This window comes from Streptomyces sp. NPDC102451 (assembly GCF_044765485.1).
In the GTDB taxonomy this organism is placed as follows: domain Bacteria; phylum Actinomycetota; class Actinomycetes; order Streptomycetales; family Streptomycetaceae; genus Streptomyces.
The window spans coordinates 1-15,627 of sequence record NZ_JBIWKD010000040.1 but is presented as its reverse complement, the minus strand read 5'-3'; the positions used below and the strand labels follow the sequence as shown (position 1 = coordinate 15,627).

The 15,627-nt window shown below is 69.5% G+C and carries 14 protein-coding genes; 3 read left to right on the top strand and 11 right to left on the bottom strand.

Translation table 11 applies throughout. From position 1 onward, the window contains the following. Window positions 1-147 precede the first annotated feature (147 nt). The 5 genes from ACIRD8_RS37490 to ACIRD8_RS37470 all read right to left on the bottom strand — a co-directional run bounded on the left by ACIRD8_RS37490 (window position 148) and on the right by ACIRD8_RS37470 (window position 4,184). Window positions 148-441: a hypothetical protein gene (locus ACIRD8_RS37490; RefSeq protein WP_404002174.1), complete on the bottom strand. Its 294-nt coding sequence runs from the start codon at window positions 439-441 to the stop codon at window positions 148-150. A 38-nt stretch (window positions 442-479) separates the two neighbouring features. After that, window positions 480-764, bottom strand: a complete 285-nt coding sequence (locus tag ACIRD8_RS37485) for a hypothetical protein (protein WP_404002171.1) — start codon at window positions 762-764, stop codon at window positions 480-482. 777 nt (window positions 765-1,541) lie between these two features. Then, window positions 1,542-3,071, bottom strand: coding sequence for a helix-turn-helix domain-containing protein (locus ACIRD8_RS37480; protein WP_404002168.1), 1,530 nt, complete (start codon window positions 3,069-3,071; stop codon window positions 1,542-1,544). Between the two features lie 150 nt (window positions 3,072-3,221). Then, complete coding sequence (locus ACIRD8_RS37475; RefSeq protein ID WP_404002177.1) at window positions 3,222-3,422, bottom strand: DUF4236 domain-containing protein; 201 nt, start codon at window positions 3,420-3,422, stop codon at window positions 3,222-3,224. Window positions 3,423-3,467: 45 nt separating this feature from the next. Then, window positions 3,468-4,184, bottom strand: coding sequence for a GNAT family N-acetyltransferase (locus ACIRD8_RS37470; RefSeq protein WP_404002166.1), 717 nt, complete (start codon window positions 4,182-4,184; stop codon window positions 3,468-3,470). 245 nt (window positions 4,185-4,429) lie between these two features. Between ACIRD8_RS37470 and ACIRD8_RS37465 the strand changes: the two genes are divergently transcribed. The 3 genes from ACIRD8_RS37465 to ACIRD8_RS37455 all read left to right on the top strand — a co-directional run bounded on the left by ACIRD8_RS37465 (window position 4,430) and on the right by ACIRD8_RS37455 (window position 9,447). Continuing rightward, window positions 4,430-5,152, top strand: coding sequence for a dienelactone hydrolase family protein (locus ACIRD8_RS37465; protein WP_404002163.1), 723 nt, complete (start codon window positions 4,430-4,432; stop codon window positions 5,150-5,152). Window positions 5,153-5,432: 280 nt separating this feature from the next. Further along, entirely contained in the window at window positions 5,433-8,147 is a 2,715-nt protein-coding gene (gene acnA, locus ACIRD8_RS37460; protein ID WP_404002161.1) for an aconitate hydratase AcnA, read from the top strand. A 70-nt stretch (window positions 8,148-8,217) separates the two neighbouring features. Then, window positions 8,218-9,447 carry an ROK family protein gene (locus ACIRD8_RS37455; RefSeq protein WP_404002158.1) on the top strand — a complete coding sequence of 410 codons (1,230 nt, stop codon included), beginning with the start codon at window positions 8,218-8,220 and terminating at the stop codon, window positions 9,445-9,447. A gap of 15 nt (window positions 9,448-9,462) precedes the next feature. Here the strand turns inward: ACIRD8_RS37455 and ACIRD8_RS37450 are convergent, their stop codons facing one another. The 6 genes from ACIRD8_RS37450 to ACIRD8_RS37425 form a co-directional block, all read right to left on the bottom strand. Further along, complete coding sequence (locus tag ACIRD8_RS37450; RefSeq protein WP_404002155.1) at window positions 9,463-10,320, bottom strand: haloalkane dehalogenase; 858 nt, start codon at window positions 10,318-10,320, stop codon at window positions 9,463-9,465. A 13-nt stretch (window positions 10,321-10,333) separates the two neighbouring features. Beyond that, a complete protein-coding gene (locus ACIRD8_RS37445; RefSeq protein WP_404002153.1) occupies window positions 10,334-10,801 on the bottom strand; it encodes a MarR family winged helix-turn-helix transcriptional regulator in 468 nt (155 codons plus the stop codon). A gap of 127 nt (window positions 10,802-10,928) precedes the next feature. After that, the gene (locus tag ACIRD8_RS37440) at window positions 10,929-12,308 is read right to left on the bottom strand and encodes a GH1 family beta-glucosidase (RefSeq protein WP_404002150.1); all 1,380 of its coding nucleotides are present in this window, start codon (window positions 12,306-12,308) and stop codon (window positions 10,929-10,931) included. A gap of 8 nt (window positions 12,309-12,316) precedes the next feature. Beyond that, complete coding sequence (locus ACIRD8_RS37435) at window positions 12,317-13,174, bottom strand: carbohydrate ABC transporter permease (RefSeq protein WP_404002147.1); 858 nt, start codon at window positions 13,172-13,174, stop codon at window positions 12,317-12,319. Between the two features lie 5 nt (window positions 13,175-13,179). After that, window positions 13,180-14,151 (bottom strand): carbohydrate ABC transporter permease, encoded by a 972-nt coding sequence (locus ACIRD8_RS37430; protein WP_404002145.1) that lies wholly within the window; start codon window positions 14,149-14,151, stop codon window positions 13,180-13,182. An 11-nt stretch (window positions 14,152-14,162) separates the two neighbouring features. After that, window positions 14,163-15,425, bottom strand: a complete 1,263-nt coding sequence (locus tag ACIRD8_RS37425) for an ABC transporter substrate-binding protein (RefSeq protein WP_404002142.1) — start codon at window positions 15,423-15,425, stop codon at window positions 14,163-14,165. Window positions 15,426-15,627: the final 202 nt, after the last annotated feature.

Below are 15,627 nucleotides of genomic sequence, written 5' to 3'. Positions count from 1 at the left end.
CAGACGCCGCACGAGGAACGGCAACGAAGAAGCCACCCCCTCACACTCGCGGCATAATCGGACGTGTCGGCCCCAAAGGGGTCAGGTCAGCACCGTCGCCACCGCCGCGATCCGGCTCTGGCTCAGGGGCTGAGTAGACCTGCTGTCTCAGTCCCCGAGGAACCACAGGTAGAGGTGGTGTCCGTCGAGAACCGTCTGGCCGAGTTCCATAAGCTCACGCGCGAACTCCTCCGTGACGACGCCGGGAGGCAGACGAGGGACTTCGGCCAGCAGGGTGGCCACCTGGCGACTGTTGAAAACAGTGTCTGCATAGGGCAACAGGTGCCCCAGCATCGGAAACACCGACTGGTCGAGACTTGCCAGCTCCGGCCCCCAGACCACACCGTGCTTAGCGCGAGCCTCGATCGTGCCGACCTCGCTGCGGACCTGGAGATTAATCATGCTTCGAGCCTACGACTCCAAGATCCGCCGGACAGCACCTAGTCCGAGCCAGCGAGAATCGGCACTTGCCCGTCATAATAGAAGCACTCGTTCAACTGGACCTTGATATCGACGTCACTGTCTCCACGGACGTTGGTGTTGTTTGGGTACGAGCCCTTGGCCTCCACGTGGATGTTGACGCCATGGAAGGCCGCATGCTGATCAATCGCAGCCCGCACCATGCCCTCTGCCCGTCTGAGGCGACGCTCCTCTGATGGCCCCGGCGGACTCTTCCACTTACTGATCAAGGTCAACCGCTCGTACGTCGTCAACTGCCGTGCCACGGAATCCTCCACCCCATCGGTCTAACGCCGAGAGCAGCTTAGAAGCCGGGACTGACAACGAGCCGTGGCTAACGCACGGTCAAGTGCGCCACATATTTAGTGACCGTCTCCGCGTTAGCAGGCAGCGGCCGCCGACCAACGCTCGCGCACCAGGCAATGAAGGCGGCCGTGTCGGAGGAGTACATCAGGCGGGTGGAGTCGGTCAGCTGGCGGTCGGTCTCGGCCGTCCCCATGGCTATGTGCTGAGGGCCAGAGCCTGGGGCGCGGAGACTTGTCACGCTGCTCATCGTGGGGCGGCCCGACACCTCGTCGGCCCGGACGTCGCAGCGGGTGCTCCCACGAGGTGGGAGCAGGCTCAGGCCGTGACACGGCGCCCGTCTACGACAGAGGACGCGCCCCCTGGTGCGGGTCCTCTTCTGCGTGGCGAAGTGGTCAGCCGGAGAACTTGGATGCGCGGTCGGACCCCGGGCTGCGTCGCGAGGCCGGCGCCGTCGGGCAGATGGCGGCTCGGCTCGTCGCCCAGACTCGGTCGGCGTGACCCGACCGGCATCGGATGTTGCGAGGCCACTTCGGCAACAACCCTCCGTGATGACTGACGGTTACTCAGGTTTCCTTGACGCACCGTCAGTCATTAAAGATCATCTTGCATATGCGTTGCACAAGGAGTTGAAAAGCGACAGTGATCAGCGAAGGGTTGTGAAGGTGAGTATTCGCAGGTCAGGTTGGCATTCTGAGGTGTTGTGCCCCTTGGGTCCAAGGGGCACAACACCCCGCCCGTCAGATGTCCCGGAAGATCTCGATCTGCGCGCCCACCGAGTTCAGCCGCTCCGCCAGCTCCTCGTACCCACGGTTGATGACGTACACGTTCCGGAGCACGGACGTGCCCTCGGCCGCCATCATCGCGAGTAGCACCACCACCGCCGGGCGCAGGGCCGGCGGGCACATCATCTCGGCCGCGCGCCAGCGGGTGGGGCCCTCGACCAGGACGCGGTGCGGGTCCAGGAGCTGGAGCCTGCCGCCGAGGCGGTTGAGGTCGGTGAGGTAGATCGCGCGGTTGTCGTAGACCCAGTCGTGGATCAGGGTCTTGCCGTGCGCGGCGGCCGCGATGGCCGCGAAGAACGGCACGTTGTCGATGTTCAGCCCGGGGAAGGGCATCGGGTGGATCTTGTCGATGGGCGCCTCCAGCTTGGAGGGCCGGACCGTCAGGTCCACCAGCCGGGTGCGGCCGTTGTCCGCGGCGTACTCCGCCGTACGGTCGCAGTCGACGCCCATCTCCTCCAGGACCGCGAGCTCGATCTCCAGGAACTCGATCGGGACCCGGCGGATCGTCAGCTCGGACTCCGTCACCACGGCCGCGGCCAGCAGGCTCATCGCCTCGACCGGGTCCTCGGAGGGGGAGTAGTCGACGTCCACGTCGATCTCGGGCACGCCGTGCACCGTGAGGGTCGTCGTCCCGACCCCGTCGACGCGTACGCCGAGCGCCTCCAGGAAGAAGCACAGGTCCTGGACCATGTAGTTGGAGGACGCGTTACGGATGACCGTCGTGCCGTCGTGCCGGGCCGCGGCCAGCAGCGCGTTCTCGGTCACCGTGTCGCCGCGCTCGGTCAGCACGATGGGGCGTCCCGGACGGACCGCGTGGTCGACCTGCGCGTGGTACAGCCCGTCGGTCGCCGCGATCTCCAGGCCGAAGCGGCGCAGCGCGATCATGTGGGGCTCGATCGTGCGCGTGCCGAGGTCGCAGCCGCCGGCGTACGGCAGGGTGAAGCGGTCCATGCGGTGCAGCAGCGGGCCGAGGAACATGATGATGGAGCGGGTCCGGCGCGCGGCGTCCGCGTCGATGGCCTCCAGCTCCAGCCGCTCGGGCGGCAGGATCTCGAGGTCGACACCGTCGTTGATCCAGCGGGTGCGTACACCGATGGAGTTGAGGACCTCCAGCAGCCGGAAGACCTCCTCGATGCGCGCCACCCGGCGCAGCACGGTCCGGCCCTTGTTGAGCAGGGACCCGCAGAGCAGCGCGACGCACGCGTTCTTGCTCGTCTTGACGTCGATGGAGCCGGAGAGCCGGCGGCCGCCGACCACACGCAGATGCATGGGTCCGGCGTAACCGAGCGACACGATCTCGCTGTCGAGGGCCTCGCCGATGCGGGCGATCATCTCAAGGCTGATGTTCTGATTGCCACGCTCGATGCGGTTGACGGCGCTCTGACTCGTGGCCAGCGCCTCGGCGAGCTGACTCTGTGTCCAGCCACGATGCTGACGGGCGTCACGGATGAGCTTGCCGATACGTGCGAGGTAGTCATCTTCCATGTCTGCACGCTATCTCAGATATGAGATGACGATCGTGCCGGGGGTGTGCGGTTCGCGTGACGGTCGGGTGCCGGGACCGCCGGTGGCGCCTGTTTGAAGGGTCGGGCGCGCCCGGCGGCCCGGCGTGCGGAACTCGGCCGAACGGGTGAGTCAGCTGCGACGGCTGCGCTTGGTGGTCCTGCGCCATCCGAACGGGCCCGGAAGGTCCATGGACGTGGTGCGCCGGCCGGTACTGCTCGTGGTGTGCCTCGGTCCGTGCCGTCCGCCCGAGGTGACGGACCACGAGCGGCGGTTGATGTTCAGCCGGACGCCCGGGAGGATCCGGAAGCTCTTACGGAAGGTGAGCGGCATCTGTGCCTCCTCTGTCATGAGTACGCGTATCCCGAAGCCGCCGGGTCATGCACGCGGACCCGAGAGCGGCGGCGGGGTCTGCGCCGGGTCCGGGCCCCGCAGGGCGTTGGCCAGGGGTGCCGATACGGACCATCCCGTGCTCTCGTAGAGCGCCCGCCCTTCCGCCGACGATGCCAGCAGGCCGAACGTCGCGCCCTGTTCGGCAGCCGCCTCGGTGAGCGTGCGCATGATCAGGCGGCCGAGACCGCGGCGCCGGTTGGCGAGGTGGGTCTCCACCTTGTCGATGACGGCGGTGGCGCCGGTGACGGCCGCCTGGCCTCGTGCGGCGGACGTGCCGTCGGGCGCGCACACCCGGGCGTGGGTGACGCCGTCGCCGGTCCAGGTGTGGAGCCGGTAACCGTCGGGGAGCGGGGCCGGGGCGCGGCTCGGGGCGGGATGGAGCGGGGCCGACATCAGATGGCCGGGTTCGCCGGAGAGGGACCAGCCGGGTGCGATCCAGGACGCCAGCGACTCCGCCCGCACGAAGGCCTTCAGCCGGACGCCGGGCCTGGCCGCGCCCGAGGTGACCTCCCGCACGGCTGCCGCGTCGGCGGCGGTCAGGACGTGGCTCGTGGCGTGTGCGGGAGGGCCCGTGCGCACGGTGAAGCCCCAGGGCCGGGGGGACGGCTCGGCCGCGCCGCGTGAGGCGGCCCAGCCGTGGACCCATGCCCGTACGGCCTCGGAGGTGTCGGTGAAGGGCGTGGAGGCGTGGGTGAAGGGCAAGGCAGGTCCTGGAACTGGCTGGAACGGGGAACACGGCCCCGGAGGCGGATGCCCAGTACATCAGCCGTGCCGGGAAAACCCTTTGGCGGACCTCGGCGGGCGCTGTTACCTTGCCGGAGGCCGTGCGAGAGAACGAGGAGGTGGTACCCGTGAACGTACTGACATGGGTGCTCTCCTCCGGGGTCACGGCAGGGCGATAGGTCGTCCGGGAGTGCCGTTCAGGAGCACTCCCGAAAGGCACGACCATGCACTTCACTTCCGCGCAGCGCCTCGACGACGGCGTCCTCGAGCGCGAATTCACCCTCGGCGAGATCCCCGGCACCCTGTGGACGCCCGGCTCCGCCGCACCGGCCCCGCTGATCCTGATGGCCCACAACAACGGCCTGCCCAAGGCGGCGTCCCGGCTGGTGGCCCGGGCCCGGCACTCCGCCGCGCACGGCTACGCGGTGGCCTCCATCGACGCGCCCGGGTGCGGTGACCGGCCCCGGTCCGCCGCCGATGAGCAGGCTCGCGCCGAACTCCGCCGGGCGATGCAGGCCGGAGAGCCGGTCGACGAGATCTTCGAGTCCCTCATCGGCCCGCTGGTCGAGAAAGCGGTTCCGGAGTGGCGGACCACGCTGGACGCCCTCCTCGCGCTGCCCGGGATCGGCGGCCCGGTCGGGTACTCGGGGTGGACCGCCGTCGGCATCCGGCTGGCGGTGGACGAGCCGCGCATCTCGGCCGCCGGATTCTTCGCCGGGGGCTATGTGCCCCTCGCCCAGCGCGAGGAGGCCCGGCGGGTCACCGTCCCGCTGCTGTTCCTGCTGCAGTGGGACGATGAAGGGAACCCCCGGCAGCGGGCCCTGGACCTGTTCGACGCCTTCGGCAGCAAGGAGAAGACGCTGCACGCCAATCCGGGCGGACACGTCGGTACCCCGTGGTTCGAGGTGGAGGACGGGGCCCGGTTCTTCGGCCGGCACCTGAGGTGAGGCCGCGCCGTCGGGCCGGCGGCGGGCAGGAACCGCCGGCCTGACGGCAGGGCGAACAGCTTCACCGTCCGAGGACACGGGCGCCCGGGCATGACCGCGCGGCGGCGATGTACTAGAGTTATCTCGACATCGAGATATCTGCCGAGGCGCACCGCAGCCGCCGCTCGGTAAGGGTTACCTAACTAATCCTTACCTTAGCGGATGGTGGGGGCCGCTGGCGGCGCCGGCCGCACATGAGGCGCGGCGCGGTTGAACGCGCACATTGAAGAAGGAGACTGTCGTGTCGGCGAACAGCTTCGACGCCCGCAGCACGCTGCGCGTGGGCGACGAGTCGTACGAGATCTTCAAGCTGGACAAGGTCGAGGGCTCCGCGCGCCTCCCTTACAGCCTGAAGGTGCTGCTGGAGAACCTGCTCCGCACGGAGGACGGCGCGAACATCACCGCCGACCACATCCGGGCGCTCGGCGGCTGGGACTCCCAGGCCCAGCCCAGCCAGGAGATCCAGTTCACGCCGGCCCGCGTGATCATGCAGGACTTCACGGGTGTGCCGTGTGTCGTGGACCTCGCCACCATGCGTGAGGCCGTGAAGGAGCTCGGCGGCGACGCCACGAAGATCAACCCGCTGGCCCCGGCCGAGCTGGTCATCGACCACTCCGTCATCGCCGACAAGTTCGGCACCAACGACGCGTTCTCCCAGAACGTCGAGCTGGAGTACGGCCGGAACAAGGAGCGCTACCAGTTCCTGCGCTGGGGCCAGACCGCCTTCGACGAGTTCAAGGTCGTCCCCCCGGGCACCGGCATCGTCCACCAGGTCAACATCGAGCACCTGGCCCGCACGGTCATGGTCCGGGGTGGCCAGGCGTACCCCGACACCCTCGTCGGCACCGACTCGCACACCACCATGGTCAACGGCCTCGGCGTGCTGGGCTGGGGCGTCGGCGGCATCGAGGCCGAGGCCGCGATGCTCGGCCAGCCGGTCTCCATGCTCATCCCGCGCGTCGTCGGCTTCAAGCTGACCGGCGAGCTCCCGGCCGGCACCACCGCCACCGACCTCGTGCTGACCATCACCGAGATGCTCCGCAAGCACGGCGTCGTCGGCAAGTTCGTCGAGTTCTACGGTGAGGGTGTCGCCGCCACCTCCCTCGCGAACCGCGCCACCATCGGCAACATGTCGCCGGAGTTCGGCTCCACCGCCGCGATCTTCCCGATCGACGACGAGACGCTGAAGTACCTCCGCCTGACCGGCCGTGACGCGCAGCAGGTCGCGCTCGTCGAGGCGTACGCCAAGGAGCAGGGCCTCTGGCTCGACCCGGCCGCCGAGCCGGACTTCTCCGAGAAGCTGGAGCTCGACCTCTCCACGGTCGTCCCCTCCATCGCCGGCCCGAAGCGCCCGCAGGACCGCATCGTCCTCGCGAACGCCAAGGCGCAGTTCGCCCAGGACGTACGCAACTACGTCGCGGACGACGAGGAGGCGGGCAAGGAGTCCTTCCCGGCCTCCGACTCCCCGGCCGCCACCAACGGCGTCCCGTCGAACCCGGTCACCGTCACCGCCCCCGACGGCACGACGTACGAGCTGGACCACGGCGCCGTCACCGTCGCCGCGATCACCTCCTGCACCAACACCTCGAACCCGTACGTCATGGTCGCCGCGGCGCTCGTGGCGAAGAAGGCGGTCGAGAAGGGCCTGACCCGCAAGCCGTGGGTCAAGACCACCCTCGCCCCGGGTTCCAAGGTCGTCACCGACTACTTCGACAAGGCGGGCCTGACCCCGTACCTCGACAAGGTCGGCTTCAACCTCGTCGGCTACGGCTGCACCACCTGCATCGGCAACTCCGGCCCGCTGCCGGAAGAGGTCTCCAAGGCGGTCAACGACCACGACCTGGCCGTCACCTCGGTGCTCTCCGGCAACCGTAACTTCGAGGGCCGGATCAACCCCGACGTCAAGATGAACTACCTGGCGTCCCCGCCGCTGGTCGTCGCGTACGCCATCGCCGGTTCGATGAAGGTCGACATCACCAAGGACGCCCTCGGCGTCGACCAGGATGGCAAGCCCGTCCACCTCGAGGACATCTGGCCGACCGAGGCCGAGGTCAACGACGTCGTCGCCAACTCCATCGGCGAGGACATGTTCAACAAGTCCTACCAGGACGTCTTCGCGGGCGATGCCCAGTGGCAGGCCCTCCCGATCCCCACCGGCAACACCTTCGAGTGGGACTCCGAGTCCACCTACGTGCGCAAGCCCCCGTACTTCGAGGGCATGACGATGGAGACGACCCCGGTCGAGGACATCACCGGCGCCCGCGTGCTCGCCAAGCTGGGCGACTCGGTCACCACCGACCACATCTCCCCGGCCGGTGCGATCAAGGCCGACACCCCGGCCGGCAAGTACCTCACGGAGCACGGCATCGAGCGCCGTGACTTCAACTCCTACGGCTCGCGCCGTGGTAACCACGAGGTCATGATCCGCGGCACGTTCGCCAACATCCGCCTGCGCAACCAGATCGCGCCGGGCACCGAGGGCGGCTACACCCGCGACTTCACCCAGGGCGACGGCCCCGTGTCGTTCATCTACGACGCCTCCCAGAACTACCAGGCCGCGGGCACCCCGCTCGTCATCCTGGCGGGCAAGGAGTACGGCTCCGGCTCGTCCCGTGACTGGGCGGCCAAGGGCACCGCGCTCCTGGGCGTCAAGGCCGTCATCGCCGAGTCCTACGAGCGCATCCACCGCTCGAACCTCATCGGCATGGGCGTCCTCCCGCTCCAGTTCCCCGAGGGCCACACCGCCGAGTCCCTCGGTCTGACCGGTGAGGAGACCTTCTCCTTCGCCGGCGTGACCGAGCTGAACAACGGCACCACGCCGCGCACCGTCAAGGTCACCACCGACACCGGTGTGGAGTTCGACGGCGTCGTCCGCATCGACACCCCCGGCGAGGCGGACTACTACCGCAACGGCGGCATCCTGCAGTACGTGCTCCGCAGTCTCATCCGCAAGTAGAGGCACCGCGAAGTGAGTGAGGGCCGCACCCCGGTGGGTGCGGCCCTCTCCCGTTAGGCTCGAAGGTCTGATGAAGAACACCCTCACCTCGCCCGCGGCCAAGGCCGGACACGAGTCCGTGCGCCGTCACAACCTGAGCCTGGTCCTGCGGACCGTCCGCGACGAGGGCGAGGTCACCCGGGCGCGGGTGGCGAGCCTCGTCGGCCTCACCAGGGCCGCCGTCTCCTCGCTCGTCGAGGAGCTGCTCGCCCTGGGCTGCCTCAGCGAGTCCGGCAAGACCTCCAGCGGGTCGGCCGGGCGCCCCGGCACCGTGCTGAAGCTCTCCAGGACCGGCCCGGCGGGGCTCGGGGTGGAGATCAACATCGATTACGTCTCCGTGTGCGCCGTCGACCTCACCGGCACCGACCGGGTCCGGGTCACCGAGCACACCGACCACCGGGACGTCCCGCCCGCCGAGGTCCTGGCCCACGCCGCCCGGCTCACCAACCGCGTCATCGCCTCGACGCGGGAACAGGAACTGCGGGTGGTCGGTGTCGAGCTGGCGCTGCCCGGCCTCGTCTCCGGCGGCGTCGTCCGCCAGGCCCCCAACCTCGGCTGGAGCAGGGTCGCCGCCGAGGGCATCTTCGGGCAGGCGCTCAGCACACTGCGCCCGGCCGGGCGGGCACTGGCCGTCAGCTCCGACAACGAGGCCAACCTGGCGGCCCTGGCCGAGCTGTGGTTCGGCGGCCTCGGCGGCGTACGCACCTTCCTCTATCTCACGGGTGAGATCGGCGTGGGCGGCGCGCTCGTCGTGAACGGTGAGATGCTCCGCGGCGCCCACGGGTTCGCCGGCGAGATCGGGCACGTCGTGGTCGACCCGGAGGGCCCCCTCTGCCGGTGCGGCGCGCACGGCTGCCTGGAGCAGTACGCCGGCCGGGCGGCCCTGCTGCGCGCGGCCGGGATGGACCCGGACACGGGTGTACGCGGGATCGCCGAGCTGGAACAGCGCGCGGCGGCCGGCCAGGAGCAGGCCGTCACGGCGCTGCGCGAGGCGGGGGACCGGCTGGGCCTGGTCCTGGCCGGCGCGGTGAACCTCTTCGACCCGGAGGCGGTCGTGCTCGGCGGGATCTACCGGAACCTCATGCCCTGGCTGGAGGGGCCTGCCGACGCCCAGCTCACCGCCCGGGTGGTCTCGGGCCGCTGGCACGAGAACGGCAGCCGGCTGCGGGCCTCGTCCGTCTCCGGCGACGCGGCACGGGGCGCGGCGGCCCGGGTGGTGCACGACGTGCTGGGCAACCCGGCGGCGTTCGCGGTGCGTTGAGATGACCGCGGGCGCTCACCGCAGTCCGTGCCGGTCCGACCAGGCCGAGACCGCGGCGGCGATCTCGGCGGGGCGGTCCTCCGGGGCGTGATGACCGGCGGCCCCGCAGTGGACCGTTTCGAGCGAGGCGATGTTCGTCGCGCACCAGCGGGCCGTCCCGGGCCCGATCAGCAGGGTCGGCGAGCCCTCGAACGTCATGAGCAGCTTGGGCACGTCCTCGCTCCTGGCGAGCCAGGCGTTGTACGCCTCGATACGGGCGACGAGCTCCGCCGGATCGCCGTCGAGAGGCATCTGGCGGGCCCACGCGAGCAGGGGCCTGCGGCTCTCACGGTCCGGGTAGGGGGCCAGATAGGCCGCCAGGTCCGCGTCGCCCACCGGGGTGAGGACACCTCCGGTGAAGGCCTGGCGGACGAACAGGTCCTGGTCCAGGACCAGTTCCTCGCCCAGGCCGGGGGTGCGGATCGTCTCGGACCGCCTGCGCGCCTGAGGGGAGAGGTCGGACCGGGCCAGGGGCTTGACGATGCTCTCCAGGAAGGCGACGCCGAGCACTCGGTCCGGATTCCGCGCCGCCCAGTCGAAGGCGAGGGCGCCGCCCCAGTCGTGGCCGACCAGGACCACACGGTCCAGGCCGAGCGCGTCGAACCAGGCGTCCAGATAGCGGGCGTGGTCGGCGAAGCGGTAGGCGATGTCCGGCTTGCCGGAGCGGCCCATCCCGATGAGGTCGGGGGCGAGCAGGCGCCCGGGGCCGAGACCGGGCATCACGTTCCTCCACACGTGGGAGGAGCCCGGATTGCCGTGGAGGAGGACGAACGCCGTCCCGCTCCCGGTGTCCTCGTGGTGCAGGGTCGAGTCGAGTACGCGTAAGCCGGGCACTGGTCTCCTTCATTCAGCGTTCGGACCGGGGGTCGAGCGGGGTGTCGAGGAGTGCCGTGAGGTCACGCACCAGGGCCGCGGTGCGCTGATCGCCCATCCCGCCCAGCGGGGCGAGGAGTTGGTCGTGCAGCAGCTGTACGGTGCGGATGGCCGGGCCGGCCGCCTCCTGGCCGGCAGCCGTCAGCTCCAGCCGTACGACACGGGTGTCCGATGTGTCACGGGTGCGCCGGACGAGCCCGGCCCCCTCCAGCGAGCGGGCCAGCTTCGACACGTAGAGGGCCTCCAGGCCCGTGTGATCGGCCAGTTCCCGCTGGCTCGGGCGCAGACCGGCCCGCTCCATGCCGAACAGGGAGGACAGCACGGCGTACTGAGCGTGCGTCAGGTTCAGCGGCGCCAGTGCCTGGTCCACGGCGACCCGCCACTTGATCGACAGCCGCCAGACCAGATAGCCGGGGGTCATCCCGTGCGTTCCCTCACTCATGGCGAATACCGTACATGGCTACTATGTACATGGCTAGTAAAATTGGGCGAGCAGTCCCGCCACAACGCCGACCGGGGACGTACGCGCCGTGGTGCACGCGTACGCCCCCGGTGGGGAGACCGGACGATCAGGCCTTGTGCGCCGCGATCAGCTGCTGATACCAGCGGTAGCTGTCCTTCGGGGTGCGCTCCAGGGTGTCGTAGTCCACCCGGATGATCCCGAACCGCTTCGCGTAGCCCAGTGCCCACTCGAAGTTGTCCAGCAGCGACCACACGTAGTACCCGCGTACCTCGACACCGGCGTCCATGGCCGCCCGCAGCGCCGTCAGATGGGTGCGCAGGTACTCCACGCGGTCCGCGTCGCGGACGGAACCGTCCGCCTCGACGCTGTCGAACTCCGCCGAGCCGTTCTCCGTGATGTGCACCGGCGGCAGGGCGTCGCCGTAGGTCTGCTTCAGCACCGTCAGCAGGTCGGTGAAGGACTCCGGGACGACCGGCCAGCCCATCGCGGTGCGCCGCACGTCCGGGTACTGACCTTCGGTGAAGCGGTTGTCGGTGGCCACCCGCAGGGCCGGGTCCGCCTCGCGGTGCGGGGCGGCGGCGACCACGATCGGCCGGTAGTAGTTGATGCCGAGGAAGTCCATCGGCTGGGAGATCAGCTCCAGGTCGCCCTCGCGGCGGAAGTCCTGGCCGGTGATCAGCTCGCCCCAGGTCTCCTCCTCGGTGACCGGGTAGCGGCCCGCAAGCAGCGGCTCGGTCCACACCAGGTTGTGCTGGGTGTCCGCGCGGACGACCGCGGCGAGGTCGGCGTCCGACTCGGTGGCCGGGACGTTGCGGTCCAGGTTCAGCGTGATGCCGGCCTCGCGGACGCCCGCCGCGCGCAGCGCGTTCATCGCGTGGCCGTGGCCGACGAGCAGGTGGTGGGCGGCGGCCAGCGCGCCGCGGCCCTCCTGGGCGCCCGGCGCGTGCCGGCCCACCGAGTAGCCGAGGAACGCGCTGCACCAGGGCTCGTTCAGCGTGATCCAGCGCGGCACCCGGTCGCCCAGGTGCTCGGCCATGATCGCGGTGTACTCGCCGAAGCGCTCCGCCGTCTCCCGCACCCGCCAGCCACCCTTGTCCTCCAGGGCCTGCGGCAGGTCCCAGTGGTAGAGGGTGGCGGCCGGCTCGATGCCCGCCTCCAGCAGCGAGTCCACGAGCCGGGAGTAGAAGTCCAGCCCCTTCGGGTTGACCGCCCCGCTGCCCGTGGCCTGGATCCGGGACCAGGCGATGGAGAAGCGGTACGACTCCACGCCCAGGTCGCGCAGCAGCGCCACGTCCTCCGGGTAGCGGTGGTAGTGGTCGCAGGCGACGTCACCGGTGTCGCCGCCGTCCGTCCGGCCGGGCGTGTGGCTGTAGGTGTCCCAGATGGACGGGCCGCGGCCGTCTTCCTCCACGGCGCCCTCGATCTGGTACGAGGCCGTGGCCGCGCCGAAGACGAATCCGGGCGGGAAGACCGGGAAGTCACTCATGGAAACCCTTACTTGACCGAGCCGCCGGTGATCCCGGCGGCGATGTACTTCTGGGACAGGACGAGGAGGACCGCGGCGGGCACCGCCGAGAGCACGGACGCGGCCATGACCGAGCCCCAGTCACCGACGTGCGCGCCGATGTACTGGTAGATGCCCAGGGTGATCGGCTTGACGTCGTCCGTGGTGTTCAGCGTGAGCGCGAACATGAAGTCGCTCCACGCGTAGAGGAACGAGAACAGCCCCGCGGTGATCAGCGAGTTGCGGCTCATCGGCAGGACGACCTGGATGAACGTACGGATCCGGCCCGCGCCGTCGACCTCGGCGGCCTCGATGACCTCGCGCGGGATCGACACCATGAACGAGCGCATCAGCACGATCGCGAAGGGGATGCCCAGCGAGGCGTCCGCCAGCATCAGGCCGAAGTAGGAGTTGACCAGGCCGAGGTCCACGTAGGCGCTGTACAGGGCGTTGGCGATGACGATGCCCGGCACCATCTGGGTGATGAGCGTGCCGAAGACGATCGTCCTGCCGCCGCGCAGGTTGAACTGCGCCAGGCCGTACGCCGCCGGCGCGGAGATCGCCAGACAGATGGCCACCGCGCCGAGCGCCACGGCCAGCGAGGTCAGCAGGTTGGTGCCCTGGTCGGTGATGGCCGAGGTGAAGCCGGAGAAGTCGATGCCCGTCGGCACCGGGCCCACGTCGACCAGGCTCGCGTCGGGCTGCAGGGCGGTGTTGATCATCCAGTACAGCGGGAACAGCATGACCGCGAGGACGACGACGCCGAAGACGGTCGCACCCCAGCGGCGCTTGGGCCGGTGGACGGCCGCGGGAGCCGGGGCGGCGGGGATCTGGGTGGTGGTCGCCATGCCGGTCACTTCCCCTCGTTGCGGTTGACCCGCAGGTAGAACACCGCGAAGACGGCGGAGATCAGGATCAGGATGTTGCCGACCACGGCACCGGCCCCGAAGTCCATCTGGACGAAGGAGTTCTGGTACGTGAGCGTGCCGAGCGTCTGCGTGGAGTCGGCGGGCCCGCCGTCGGTGAGGGCGAGGACCAGGTCGAGGATCTTGACCGTCGACATGAAGCCGAGCACCAGCACCACAGTGATGACGGGCTTGAGCATGGGCAGGGTGACCGAGCGGAACGTACGCCAGGCGGACGCGCCGTCGAGCGCGGCGGCTTCGTTCAGCTCCTTGGGGACCTCCTGGAGGCCGCCGTAGAGGATCACCATGTTGAACGGGATGCCGATCCAGATGTTCACCAGGATCACCGAGATCAGCGCCATGCTGGTGCTCGTCAGCCACGGGGTGTCACCGGGGAGGCCGACGGTGCCGAGGAAGGAGTTGAGGACACCGGTGTCCTGGTCGAAGATGCGCCGCCACACGATGCCGGAGACGACCATCGGGACCAGCCACGGCAGCAGGATCAGCGAGCGCAGGATCCCGTTCAGCGGGAAGCGGCGGGTGAAGAAGACGGCGAGGGCCAGACCGATGCAGAATTGGCCGACGAGCGAGCCGACGGTGAAGAGGATCGTCTGCCAGAGGGCCTTGCCGAACAGCCCGTCGTCGAAGACGTTGCTCCAGTTGTCGAAGCCGTTGAACGGCGCCTCACCGGTGAAGAATGTGGACGGCGAGTAGTCCTGGAAGCTCATCACGATGTTGCGGACGAGCGGGTAGCCGAAGAACAGCGCCATGAAGATCACGGCGGGGGCGATGAACCCCCACTGGGCGAGCGACTTGCGCCGCTTGGCGCTCCGCGGGTTCACCGGCTTGCCGGCCGCACCGGCCGCGGGGGCCTTCGTGCCGGCCGGCGGAGCGGTGGCTGAGGCTGTGGTGGATGACATGGTTCGTTACCTCAGTTCCCGCTCGTGACCTGCTGCTGGGCACGCTTCAGCGCGGCCTCGCTCGACTCGCCGGTGAGCGCGGACTGGAAGGCGCTCTGCAGGGCCAGCGACACGGACGACCACTGCGCGCCGACCTTCGCGGTACGGGACCGGGCCGTGGCGACCTGGTCGGCCAGCGCCGCCAGCTCGGGGGTCTTCTTCCGCCAGATGTCGGCCGCCTTGGTGTTGGCCGGGACCATCCAGCTGTTGATGGCGTAGGAGATCTCCTCCTGCTCACCCGACATACAGCCGATGATCTTGGCGGCCGTCTTCTCGCGCTCGGTGTCACCGGTGTTGGGCACGGTCAGCACACCGCCGCCCAGCGGACCGACCGAGTCGTCGCCCGCCTTCGGGACCGGGATCTCGGCGATGCCCCAGTTGAGGCCCTTCTTGGAGTTCAGGGTCTCGACCTGCCACGGGCCGTTGATCATCATGGCCGCGTTGCCGGCCATGAACTGGTCGTTGACGTCGGCCTGGGTCCAGTTGACCGTGGACTTGGAGAGCGAGCCGTCCTTCAGGAGCGCCTTCCAGTAGTCCAGGGCACCGGCGACCTCGGGGGTGTCGAGCTTCGCCTCGTCGCCGCCGTTGGACCACATGAACGGGGTGAACTGGAAGACGCCGTCCTCCGCGCCGCCCGCGCTGAGCGCCAGGCCGTACCGCTTGCCCTGGGTCAGCTTCTTCGCCGTCGACTGCATCTCGGCCCAGGTGGTGGGCACCTCCAGACCGGCCTTGTCGAGGGTGTCCTTGTTGTAGAACAGCGCCAGGGTGTTCACCGTGCGCGCGGCCCCGTAGTACTTCCCGTCGAACGAGCCGAAGTCGACGATCCCCTCGGGGATGTCCGTCGTGGTCAGCCCGAGGTCCTTCAGCGGGATCAGCCCGCCGGCCTCGGCGAAGGTCGGCATCTCGGAGGCGTCCAGCTGGAGGACGTCCGGCAGCGACTTCGACGACGCCATGCGCAGCGCCTTCGTCATCAGCTGCGAGGCCGGCACGCTCTGCTGCTCGATGGTGACCCCGAGCTCCTTGCTGCAGCGCTTGAGGGTGTCACCGTCCCAGCGGTGGTACGACTCGTCGGTCGAGGAGTTCATGACGGTGTAGACGTCCTCGTCCCGCTGCTGGCCGCACCCCGACAGAACGGTGCCGGCGACGATCGCGGAGACGACGGTGAGGGGGACGACGATCCGCCTGGTGCGACGGCTGCGGCGTCCGGTCCGCCCGTCCGGGGAAGGTTCTGTCACGGTGGTGCCCTTGCGGTGAGAGGGTGGCCGGGCCCATGGGAACGCTCCCACGGGATGTTCGTCAAGCCCCTGCGCGGATCCGGCGGTGTCACGGCGGGGACGCTCCTGGGTGCCCGGTGGTGGGCCGGGCACCCCGGGGTGGGGTCAGCGGACGCCGAGGAGGTGTTCCATGGCGAGCTGGTCGAGTGCTTCGAAGGCCATG